This window comes from Dactylosporangium sp. NPDC000555 (assembly GCF_040300025.1).
Lineage (GTDB): Bacteria > Actinomycetota > Actinomycetes > Mycobacteriales > Micromonosporaceae > Dactylosporangium.
The window spans coordinates 53605-64241 of the sequence record NZ_JBEPDB010000051.1; the positions used below are offsets into that span (position 1 = coordinate 53605).

General features: G+C 71.3%; 10 protein-coding genes. 4 read left to right on the plus strand and 6 right to left on the minus strand.

Annotated elements, in window-relative coordinates; all coding sequences use genetic code 11:
• Positions 1-577: 577 nt before the first annotated feature.
• Complete coding sequence (locus ABT297_RS27075) at positions 578-1933, plus strand: dipeptidase (protein ID WP_350554562.1); 1356 nt, start codon at positions 578-580, stop codon at positions 1931-1933.
• Positions 1934-2034: 101 nt separating this feature from the next.
• Here the strand turns inward: ABT297_RS27075 and ABT297_RS27080 are convergent, their stop codons facing one another.
• Genes ABT297_RS27080 through ABT297_RS27090 form a run of 3 tightly spaced genes read right to left on the minus strand, consistent with a single transcriptional unit; the run spans position 2035 to position 5278 of the window.
• Positions 2035-2487, minus strand: coding sequence for a response regulator (locus ABT297_RS27080; RefSeq protein WP_350554564.1), 453 nt, complete (start codon positions 2485-2487; stop codon positions 2035-2037).
• Positions 2484-4061, minus strand: a complete 1578-nt coding sequence (locus ABT297_RS27085; protein ID WP_350554566.1) for a sensor histidine kinase — start codon at positions 4059-4061, stop codon at positions 2484-2486. The genes ABT297_RS27080 and ABT297_RS27085 overlap by 4 nt, the downstream gene beginning before the upstream one ends.
• A complete protein-coding gene (locus ABT297_RS27090; RefSeq protein WP_350554584.1) occupies positions 4058-5278 on the minus strand; it encodes a PP2C family protein-serine/threonine phosphatase in 1221 nt (406 codons plus the stop codon). The genes ABT297_RS27085 and ABT297_RS27090 overlap by 4 nt, the downstream gene beginning before the upstream one ends.
• Before the next feature lie 217 nt (positions 5279-5495).
• Between ABT297_RS27090 and ABT297_RS27095 the strand changes: the two genes are divergently transcribed.
• The 3 genes from ABT297_RS27095 (at position 5496) to ABT297_RS27105 (ending at position 8303) form a co-directional block, all read left to right on the plus strand.
• Positions 5496-7067, plus strand: coding sequence for a Na+/H+ antiporter (locus ABT297_RS27095; protein WP_350554568.1), 1572 nt, complete (start codon positions 5496-5498; stop codon positions 7065-7067).
• Positions 7064-7321 carry a UBP-type zinc finger domain-containing protein gene (locus ABT297_RS27100; RefSeq protein ID WP_350554570.1) on the plus strand — a complete coding sequence of 86 codons (258 nt, stop codon included), beginning with the start codon at positions 7064-7066 and terminating at the stop codon, positions 7319-7321. The genes ABT297_RS27095 and ABT297_RS27100 overlap by 4 nt, the downstream gene beginning before the upstream one ends.
• A gap of 220 nt (positions 7322-7541) precedes the next feature.
• A complete protein-coding gene (locus ABT297_RS27105; RefSeq protein WP_350554572.1) occupies positions 7542-8303 on the plus strand; it encodes a DedA family protein in 762 nt (253 codons plus the stop codon).
• Between the two features lie 15 nt (positions 8304-8318).
• Here the strand turns inward: ABT297_RS27105 and ABT297_RS27110 are convergent, their stop codons facing one another.
• The 3 genes from ABT297_RS27110 to ABT297_RS27120 form a co-directional block, all read right to left on the minus strand.
• Positions 8319-8612, minus strand: coding sequence for a YiaA/YiaB family inner membrane protein (locus ABT297_RS27110; protein ID WP_350554574.1), 294 nt, complete (start codon positions 8610-8612; stop codon positions 8319-8321).
• A 47-nt stretch (positions 8613-8659) separates the two neighbouring features.
• Entirely contained in the window at positions 8660-9598 is a 939-nt protein-coding gene (locus tag ABT297_RS27115; RefSeq protein WP_350554576.1) for an AAA family ATPase, read from the minus strand.
• 162 nt (positions 9599-9760) lie between these two features.
• A complete protein-coding gene (locus tag ABT297_RS27120) occupies positions 9761-10297 on the minus strand; it encodes a DUF4240 domain-containing protein (protein ID WP_350554578.1) in 537 nt (178 codons plus the stop codon).
• Positions 10298-10637: the final 340 nt, after the last annotated feature.

The window sequence follows — 10637 nt, forward strand, 5'->3', positions numbered from 1 at the left end:
CGCTGGGCGGAAAGCGGCGTAGCCGGGGAAGCGGGCGGCGTCGGTGTAGGCGGGTGCTGCCGGGAGTAAGCGGGTGCTGGCGTGGCGGCAGCTCACTGGTCGACCGCCGCTGCGGAAGCGTCAGCGCGTGCCGCGCAGCGCCGCATGGCCGGGCGTGGCTGCGGGGCCGGCGGCCAGGGGGTGGCCGGACAGTGGCCAGGACGGCAGCGGTCAGGGCCGTGGCGTGACTGTGTAGCAGGACGGTGGCGTCTCCGCGGGCACGGGGCGGCCAGCGCCGGGGTCGAGGCGCGGCTCCCGCCGGGGCGCGGCGCCAGAGTCGGGGCGCGGCTCCCGCCAGGCCGCGCCCAGCACCATGCGCCCTGGCCCAGTCGATGACGGCGTCAACGTGCCCCGCGACATCGACCGGTGGGCGTTTCGTGCTGGCCGAGGAGTTGTCGCGCGGCCACGCACTGCGGGCCGGTTGACTGTCTGGGTGTTGGGAGTGGCCGCGCGACGGGGCCGCCGGGGTCCAGATGCCACTCTGGTGGGAAATGGGGCAGGCGGCACGGTTGGGAGGCGTGCGCAGTAAGTTCTGCGTATGACAGTGCGAACCGAGGAAGAACTCCGTGCCGCGATCCGGCGGGAGATGCCAGGTGTACGCGCCGATCTGGAGCGCCTTGTCCGGATTCCTGGCATCGCGTTCGCCGGGTTCGATCATGGTCACGTGGAGCGGTCGGCTGAGGCGGTTGCGGAGCTGCTGCGCGGGGCCGGGGTGCCCGATGTGCGGATTGTGCGCAAGGGTGGGCAGCCCGCCGTCATCGGGCGCCGGCCCGCGCCTCCCGGTGCGCCAACGGTATTGCTCTACGCGCACCACGACGTTCAGCCGGTCGGGGATCTCGCGCAGTGGTCCAGCGACCCGTTCGAGGCCGTCGAGCGGGACGGGCGGCTGTATGGCCGGGGCGTCGCCGACGACAAGGCCGGCGTCATGGCGCACATCGCGGCGCTGCGCGCGTTCGGGGAGGACCTGCCCGTCGGGGTGGTCGTGTTCATCGAGGGCGAGGAGGAGTACGGCTCGGAGTCGCTCGAAGACCTGCTCCGTGAGTACCGCGACGACATCGCCGCCGACGTCATCGTCATCGCCGACTCCGGCAACTGGGACATCGGGCAGCCGGCGCTGACCACAGGGCTCCGCGGGATCGTCAACGGCTTCGTCGAGGTACGGACGCTGGAAAAGGCCGTCCACAGCGGCATGTTCGGCGGGGCCGTGCCCGACGCGCTGGTCGCACTGTCTCGGCTCATCGCCGGCCTGCACGACGAAAACGGTGATGTCGCCGTCGAGGGGCTGCTGCGCACGCCCTCGGCGCCGCTGGACTACCCCGAGGAGCGCTTCCGCGAGGAGGCCGGCATGCTCGAGGGGGTTCGATTCATCGGCACCGGGCGCCTCGTCGAACGCCTCTGGACCAGCCCGGCGATCTCGATCCTGGGCATCGACGCGCCGCCCACGTCGAGCGCGCCCAATGCGCTCGTGCCCGTGGCCAAGGCCAAGTTCAGCGTGCGGATCGCACCGGGGGACTCGGCCCAGCGGGTGTACGACAGCGTCGCGGAACACCTGCGCAAGCACGCGCCCTGGGGCGCCCGGGTAACCGTCGAGCTCGAGCAGCTCGGCGAGCCGTGCGTGATCGACGCGACCGGGCCGGCGTACGACGCCGCGCGCGAGGCGTTCACGGAGGCCTGGGACGGGGCGCAGCCGGTCGACATGGGAGTTGGGGGGTCGATCCCCTTCATCGCGACCTTCCAGGAGATGTTCCCGAAGGCCGCGATCCTCGTCACCGGCGTCGAGGACCCGGAGACGGGCGCGCACGGGCCGAACGAGAGCCTGCACCTGGCCGAGTTCGAGCGCGTCTGCATCGCCGAGGCGCTGCTGCTGTCGAAGGTGTCCCGCCTGACCGTGTAATCCCGCACTATCCCGGAACATGATGATAAGTCGGATAAATCCGGGCACCATCGGTGTCCGGATTTATCCGGAAGAGACGACGAGACGTAAAAGCGAAGTCGTCAGCCGCGCGGCGGAAGCTTCACCACGCTGACGAAGAACTCGTCGATCTGGCGTACCACGGCGATGAAGCTGTCGAAGTCGACCGGCTTCGTGACGTATGCGTTGGCGTGCAGGGAGTAGCTGCGCAGGATGTCCTCGTCGGCCTGCGAGGTCGTCAGCACGACCACCGGGATGCGGCGCAGGTCCTGGTCCTGCTTGATGACCTGCAGGACCTCCCGCCCGTCGACGCGCGGCAGGTTGAGGTCGAGCAGGATCAGGTCTGGGCGGGTCGCCCCGGCGTACCGGCCCTCGCGCCGCAGGTAGGCCAGGGCCTCCTCGCCGTCCGGCACCACGTTGAGCTTGTTGCGCAGCTTGTGCTCCTCGAACGCCTCCTGCGTCATGAGCACGTCGCCCGGGTCGTCCTCGACCAGCAACACCTCGATGGGCAGGGATGCTTCGACGGGCACGGTCATGAAGCGGACTCCTCGAGCAGGGCTGGGGCGGGGTCGGCGGGGGGCACCGGGAGCGTGAACCGGAACAGCGTACCTTCGCGGTGCGAGGGGTCGATCCAGATGCGCCCGCCGTGATACTCCACGATCTTCTTGGCGATCGCCAGGCCGATGCCCGTGCCCGGGTACGCCTCCTTGGCGTGGAGGCGCTGGAAGATCACGAAGACCTTGTCGGCGAACTCGGGCTCGATGCCGATGCCGTTGTCCTCGACGCTGATCTCGTACTCGCCGTCGGCCAGGCGACTGCTGATGACGATGCGCGGCGGGACGTCGGGGCGGCGGAACTTGATGGCGTTGCCGATGAGGTTGCTGAACAGCGCGCCGAGCAGGGGCTCCTCGCCGCGCACGATGGGCAGGCCGGTGAAGATGATCTCGGTGTCGGTGGCCTCGCGCTGCGCGTCGAAATGGGCGGCGGCGTCGACGGCGACCTTGTTGAGGTCGACGTCGTTGAAGCCGCCGGTCAGCCGGCCGATGCGGGAGAAGGCGAGCAGGTCGTTGATGAGCCGCTGCATCCGCTGCGCCCCGTCGACGGCGAAGCCGATGTACTGGTCGGCGCGCTCGTCGAGCCGCCCGGAGTACCGCCGCTGCAGGAGCTGGCAGAAGCTCGCCACCTTGCGGAGCGGCTCCTGCAGGTCGTGGCTGGCCACGTACGCGAACTGCTCAAGGTCTCGGTTGGAGCGGGTGAGCTCCGCGGCCTGCTGCTCAAGCATCCGGTTGGCCTCCTCGACCAGCCGGCGAGCCTCCTGTACGTCGTTGAGATCGGCGTTGATCCGCCTGCGCATCGCGTCGACGTCATCGGCCAGCGCCGTGAGCTCGGGCGGTCCGGAGCTTTTGATGGCGTACTCGTAGTCGCCCCCGGCCACGCGCCGTACCTCGGCGGCGAGGTCGGTCACCGGGCGCGTGACGAGACGCCGCAGCAGCAGGGCGAGCGCGACGCCGGCCACGACCACGACGACCGCGGCGAAGATCAGCAGGAGGATGAGCACGGCACTGGTCTCCCGCACCTGCCGGGCGACCTCGTCCCGGCGGGTGGCGAGCTGGTGCGACAGCGCCGCGATGCGGCCGGAGGCGGCGTTGTACACGGCCCGCGACTGATCCGTCGGCGCGGCGAGGTCCGGGGCCACGCCCTCGGCGCGCGTGCGGGCGATCAGCGGTTCGGTGATCTGGCTGCGGTACGCCGCGGTCGCGGTCGCGATGTCGTGCACCGCGGTGACGAGGGCCGGCTCGTCGGCGACGAGCTGCTCGGTCTCCGCCAGGATGTGCCGCTCCTGCGCCTGGGCGTCGCGGTAGCTGTCGAGATCGGAGTCCTTGCCGGTCAGCGCGAACGTGCGCGCGCTGGACTGCTGGCGCAGCAACTGGGAGTACAACCGCTCGGCATTGACCAGGGCGGGCGTGAGCTGGTCCATCGCCCGGGCCGTGTCGGACCGGTTGGCGGCTGCGGTGGCGGTGGCGGTGATCGCGATCACGCCGAGGAGGCCGGCGACGACCGCGCACAGCGCGGCGATGCGCCGCCACAGCGACCAGGAGGCCGGCGTCATGACGTCCTCGATGGGGTCAGCAGGAGCACCGCGACATCGTCCGGCATCGGTCCACCATTGTGCGTCTCGGCCTGCAGCGCCAGCCAGGCCGGCAGTTCGCGGGGCTCGGTGCCGTGCGGGCCCTGCAATACGCGGCACAGCCCGTCGACGCCGAGGCGCTCGCCGGGCCGGGCGCCGGGCCCGGCGGCGCCCTCGATCAGCCCGTCGGTGTAGAGCAGCAGCGACCAGCCGTCCGCCGGGCCAAGCGTGATCTCGGTGGCGGGCCGGGGCACGCCCGGGATCACGCCCAGCACCAGGCCGGGCTCGACATCGCAGGGCGCGGCCCGGCCGCCACCCAGCAGGATCGGCGGCGGGTGGCCAGCAAGGCGGATCCGCGCCTTGCCGGCGGCCAGGTCGACGGTGGCCACCGCGACGGTCGCGAACAGCTCCTCGGTGCGCCGCTCGCTGACCAGCACCTGCTCCAGGGAGTCGAGGATGTGCTCCTCCGGTACGCCGGCCAGCACCAGCGCCCGCCAGGCGACCCGCAGCGCCACGCCCAGCGGCGCCTCGTCCACCCCGTGGCCGCAGACGTCGCCGATGAGCAGGTGCAGGCGGCTGCCGCCGTCGACGCCGATCGCGTCGAAGAAGTCGCCGCCCAGCAGCGCGCGGTCGCGGCCGGGGCGGTATATGGAGAACAGCTCGGCGGGGACGTCGCGCATCAGGGGCTGGGGGAGCAGGCCGCGCTCGAGGCGGGCCGACTCGGCCTGGCGCAGCTCCGACTCGCGCAGCAGCCGGGCCTGCTCGTCGGCGCGCTTGCGCTCGACCGCGTAGCGCACCGCCCGGGACAGCCCGGCGCCGTCGACCGTGCCCTTGACCAGGTAGTCCTGCGCGCCCTCGGCGACCGCGGCGGTGCCCAGGTGCTCGTCCTCCATCCCGGTGAGCACGCAGACCGCGGCGCGGGCCGAGTGCTGCAGCACTTGGCGCAGCCCGTCGAGCCCGCTCGCGTCGGGCAGCCCGAGATCGAGCAGGACGCAGTGCACGTCGCGAAACCGCGGCCGGGCCTCGCGCATGGTCTGCGCGATCTCCACGTCGAACGGCGCGCCGGCCTCCGCGAGCAGCTCGCGGACCAGGAACGCGTCGCCCGGATCGTCCTCGACCAGCAGCACGCGGATCCGTTCGCCGGCGGCGGGGCCGATCCGCCGGCTGCGCGGGTCCACGGTCGCGCTGAGGTCGGCCATGCTCACGCCCGCCCGATGGGCCCAGGTAATTGTCGCGTGGCATACATGAGGACGATCCTTCCCTATCGGACGGCTGGCCGCACGTGCGGGTGAAAGTGTCTCAGGATCGGCGCAGCTCGCGCACGTACCCGGCGGCCATCGGGCGCGTGGCCACCCGGGGGCGTGGCGGGCGTCACTCGTAACTCTGTCGATCCATGCCGTGGATAAGCTTTCGCGCGTGCACGGGCTCGAGAACGTCGTCTTCCTGATCGCGGTCGTGGTCGCCACCTCGGTGGTCGCCCGCCGTATCGGCGTGCTGTCGCCGATCCTGCTGGTGGTCGTGGGCATCGGTATCTCCTACGTCCCCGGGGTGCTGGACATCGAGCTCGATCCCGAGGTCGTGCTGCTCGGCATCCTGCCGCCGATCCTCTACGTGGCGGCGCTCGAGACGTCGGTTCCGGCGTTCAAGTTCAACCTCCGCCCGATCCTGCTGCTCGCCGTCGGGCTGGTGCTGTTCACCACGGCGGCCGTGGGGTTCTCGCTGCATGCGTTGCTTCCGAACGTACCGCTGGCCGCATGCCTTGCCCTGGGTGCGGTCGTCGCCCCGCCGGACGCGGTCGCGGCCACGGCGGTCGCCCGGCGCATCGGCCTGCCACGGCGGGTGGTCACCGTGCTCGAGGGCGAGAGCCTCATCAACGACGCGAGCGCGCTGGTCACGCTGCGTGTCGCGGTGGCCGCGGCGGTCGGGACGGCGGTCGACGGCTGGTCGATCGCCGAGCAGGCCTCGGTCGCGGTGCTCGGCGGCATCGCGTTCGGCGTGGCCGGCGGGCTCGTCATCGGCTTCGTGCACAAGCGGGTCCGCAACCCGCTCATCGACAACGCGGTGTCACTGCTCACGCCCTGGGTGGTGTTCCTGCCGGCCGAGGCCGTGCACGCCTCCGGCGTCGTCGCCGTCGTGATCTGCGGCCTGTCGCTGGGCCACCGGATGCCCACCCTGGTGTCGGCCGCCTCGCGCCTGCAGATGGACGCCTTCTGGCGGATGGTGAAGTTCCTCCTCGAGGGCGCCGTGTTCCTGCTCGTGGGGCTGCAACTGCGTAGCCTCGTCGCGCACGTGGAGCGCTCGTTCGGCTTCACGATGGGCGTGCTCGCTGCCGTGGTCGGGGTCGTCATCGTGACGCGGATCGTGTGGCTGTTCCCCAGCACCTACCTGGCCAGGCTCATCCCGCGGGTCCGCCGCCGCGACCCGGCCCCGCCGCTGGCCGCCCCGGCGGTGATCTCGTGGGCCGGCATGCGCGGCGCGGTCACCCTGGCCGCCGCGCTCTCGCTGCCGGAACGGCTCGCCGGCGACGCCTCCTACCCGCGCGGCCTCTTCGTGATCCTGGCGTTCGGCGTCATCGTCGCCACATTGGTGTTGCAGGGCGCCACCCTGCCCACCGTGGCCCGCTGGCTGAAGGTCCCGTCGGACGATGAGAAGGAGGACGCGCTGGCCGAGGCCTCGGTGCAGCACGAGGCGTCCCGGGCCGGCAAGGCGCGGCTGGAGGAGATGGCCGGCGACGCCCCCGACGGCGTGGTCGAGCGGCTGCGCCAGATGGCGCAGAGCCGCTCCAACATGGCGTGGGAGCGGCTGGGCCGGGCGGACCGGGAAACACCGTCCGCCGCGTACGCCCGGCTGCGCCGCGAGATGCTGAACGCGGAGCGGGAGGTTTTCCGCAAAGCGCGGGACAGCGGGAGGATCCCGGAGGAGACGCTGCGCCAGGCGCAGCGTGACATGGACCTGGAAGAGTCACTGCTCGAGCGGGAGAACACGTGACCTGCGTACATCTGGAAGCAGCCGAGAAGATCGAGCCGCCCGAGGTGGATGGCTGCCCGGAGTGCCTGGAGGGCGGCTTCACCGACTGGGTGCACCTGCGCCAGTGCCTGGCCTGCGGTCATGTGGCCTGCTGCGACTCGTCCCCGCGCCGCCACGCCACGCAGCACTTCCTCGTCGTGCACCACCCGGTGATGCAGTCGATCGAACCGGGCGAGTCCTGGCGCTGGTGCTTCATCCACGAGACCGTCGGCTGATCCCCGCGGGCTTCGTCCGGCCGGCTTTCACCCCGCGGCGATGGGCGTTCCCACCTGCGAGTACGTGTGTTCTCAGGCATTTCAAAGGAGATGCGGGACACAATCGTTACGAGTTGGGCATGGGGGCACGCGTGACCGTGTTGCCATGGTCCAGGGGGGAACTGTTCGGCCTTCGGTGGGGTAAGGGGCGGGCCATGGCGAGTCCGAGATGGTGAGCGCGGTGCTGGACCTCGTGTCCGTGCCGGGCGTCCTGTATGCCACGGTCCTCGTCCTGCTCACCGTCGATGCCTTCATCCCGGTCGTACCCGCGCAGGCACTCATGATCGGCGGGGGCATCCTCTCCGCCTCCGGACACGTCGAGCTGCTGCTGCTCGTTCTCTCCGGCGTCCTCGGCGTCGTGGCCGGGGACCTGCTGGCCTTTCTCGTCGGGCGGCGCCTCGGGCGCCGCGGCAAGCGGGCCTCCCGGGCGATGCCGCGCCGGGCCCAGGCCATCGCCGCCCGGCTCAACGGGGCCATGCAACGGCACATCTTCCTCGCCGTGCTGTTCTGCCGGTTCGTGCCGGCGGGGCGGATGATCACCGCGGTGTATGCGGGGCGTAACGGCGTCTCGACGCGCCGGTTCGCCACCTACGACGTGGTCGCGGCGACGTTGTGGGCCTCCTACGGCGCGCTGATCGGCCATTTCGGCGGTGAGGCGATCGAGGACTCGTCCTGGCTGCCGCTGCTGCTCGTCGCCGCGGCGGCCCTGATCTTCGTGGCCGGGGCGCCGCTGGTGGGCATGGTCAACAAGCTGCGCCGGCGGACGGCGGAGGCCAGAGCGCAGCGGCGGCACCCGGTGCGGATCTGCCGCCGGCGGACGGTCATGGAGACCCTCGCCGCCGCCGAGCCGCTGGCCGCCATCGAGGTGCTCGTCGCCGCCGAGGCCGTCGCCGCCGCGGAGTCCGTCGTGGTCCGGGTCAACGGACTGGAGTCGGCCGCCTAGCGCGCGGACGCGACGTCAGGGTGCGGTGCGAAACGGGTCGTGCTCGGTCAGGATCCGGTCGAGGCGAGCCTGGTCGACGCGCTGCACGACCGACACCGATTCCTGCTGGTCGCGGATGACCTTGGCCAGGGTGAACGCCGACGTGACCGTGTAGAGCAGGCCCAGCCCCAGGAACGCCCGCATCCAGGCGTCGACCGGGAGGTAGGCGATGCCGATCCCCACGCCGACGATCGAGACGCCGAACGACAGGGCGGACTGGATGAAGAAGGCCGCGGTGGTCTTCTGCGGGATGTTCGCGTTCGCGCTCATGAGGAGAGTCTCGGGCGGCCGCGACCTGGCCGCCTGAGTACGCCTACTCACTGTTTGCCGGCGCGCACCTCAGAAGGGCTGTGCAACTCGATCTTGTGGACCCGCTCCCACGCCTCGATCACCTCGGGCGTCACGTGGGCGCGGAAGTAGTCGTTGGCGCTGAGCCGATTGGTGACCGGCTCCTCGCTCTCCGCGAGCAGGCTGCCGGGGACGAGGTGCAGGCGGTTCTGCACGGCCGCGCTGAGCCGCCGGTGGCCGTCGATCACGTAGTAGTCGGGGCCGCAGTGGCCGATCGTGAGCGGCTCGAGGTCCTCGGGCTTGGCGTCCGCGAGCTCCTGGGCCAGGGTCTCGTCGGCGAAGTCGATCTCGCGGGTCGGGTAGATCCGCATCGGGTCGAGCAGCAGCAGCGGCGGCCGCTCGCGCAGGACGTCGGCGCCGAGCCGCCCCTCGAACGCGGCCTGCACCGCCGCCACGACCTCGTCGGGCGTGGCCCGGGTGCTGTCGGCTACCAGGTCGTAGTTGCGCAGCCGATACTTGTCCGCGCCGTAGCGGGTCAGGAACCGCATCCGCTCGCTCTCGGCGCGGCTGTACAGGTTGCGCTTCGCCTCATCCAGCGAGGTGTAGTTCTCCACGTCGCTGTGCGGGCGGGACAGCACCCGCCGGGCGGCCTCGTTGGGCTCGGTGATGAGGTGGACCTTGAACGCCTCGTGGAAGAAGAACCAGGCGAGGCGGCTGTCGACGATCAACTGCTCGCCGGAGCTCGCGATCTCACTCTGCAGGTTGTCCACCGCGCTGTCGATCGCGTCGTCGAGCTCCGCGTGGAGGTTGAGCTGCAGGGCGGTCATGCCGCGGCGCTGGGCCATCTCCCGGTACATGTCGCCGACGCTGATCCGGCGCAGCCCGAGCCGGCTCGCGAGCTCGACGGAGACCGTGGACTTGCCGCTGCCGAGGTCCCCGTTGATGACAACGGACCGGTGATTGCTCATGCGCAACTCTCCAGGTAGTGGGCGTCCGGAGCCTAACACGCGCTCGTTGCGGCCTCTTTGGTCGTGCTACCCAGGCGGGACAAGCGGAATTCACCCGAACGGGCGGCGCGGGCAGGTAATCGGGGTGAAACCTCGGGGGTGGAGGCACCCTCGCGACCCCGGCTACTTCAGGAAGAGGGCGGCGATCCTCGGCAGGTGCCTGCGCACTGCCGCGTCGTCCTCGTCGTCCCAGTCGTCCTCGACCAGCGGGGCGACCTGGCCGGTGCGGGAGCGCAGCAGCATCGGGTAGTCGTCGGTCTCGCCGTAAAGATCCTCGGCGAGGTCCTCGACCTCGCGCGGGGCGAGCTCGTGCGCGGCGAGGTCGCCCGCGGCCACGGCCCGGACCACCGGATCGTCGGCCAGCCCGTCCGGGTCGGCCACGGCCCGCTCGTAGAGCTCGCGGCCGCGGGCGATGAGGCCGTCCACGAACGCGTCGGCGTAGCGGGCCGTCACCCGCCCCGTCGCCCACATCGCCGAGGAGTTGGCGCGCGCCTGCAGCTCGGTGCGGCGGGCGTCGAAGTCCAGCAGTTCGCTCTTGTCGAGGGTGGCCAGGCGCACCCGCAGCGCGGCGGTGAACCGCTCGGCGAAGCCCGGCGTGACGTGCTCCCCAGCGGCGGACCGGGCACCGTCGATGATCGACCAGAAAGTTTCGCTGTCCACGGCAACGAAGTCTGTCATCCCGGCGCACGGTCCGGCCAACCCTCGCACCTGGCGATCCACCGGTTGCGCGGGCCCTGACGCGACACCCGCCTGGTGGCACGTTTCCGGGATTCGACGGGTGGCGGCCGGCCCTAACGTTCTATGCATCGCAAGGCCACACCAGCCACTTCCCAGAAGGAGCCCACCATGAGCGACATCGACACCGGCTACGACGGCGGCCACGACGTGGACTACGGCCACTACGCGGCCGGTCAGGAGCACGGCGCGCTGGACCAGCTGCACCAGGCGCAGGGTTCCGAGGCGGACTACAACAGCCAGTTCGGGGTGTACGAGCAGGATC

Coding starts and splice junctions, on each gene's coding strand:
- ABT297_RS27075 (WP_350554562.1), top strand. CDS start 578: ATGACAGTGCGAACCGAGGAAGAACTCCGTGCCGCGATCCGGCGGGAG.
- ABT297_RS27080 (WP_350554564.1), bottom strand. CDS start 2,487: ATGACCGTGCCCGTCGAAGCATCCCTGCCCATCGAGGTGTTGCTGGTC.
- ABT297_RS27085 (WP_350554566.1), bottom strand. CDS start 4,061: ATGACGCCGGCCTCCTGGTCGCTGTGGCGGCGCATCGCCGCGCTGTGC.
- ABT297_RS27090 (WP_350554584.1), bottom strand. CDS start 5,278: ATGGCCGACCTCAGCGCGACCGTGGACCCGCGCAGCCGGCGGATCGGC.
- ABT297_RS27110 (WP_350554574.1), bottom strand. CDS start 8,612: ATGAGCGCGAACGCGAACATCCCGCAGAAGACCACCGCGGCCTTCTTC.
- ABT297_RS27115 (WP_350554576.1), bottom strand. CDS start 9,598: ATGAGCAATCACCGGTCCGTTGTCATCAACGGGGACCTCGGCAGCGGC.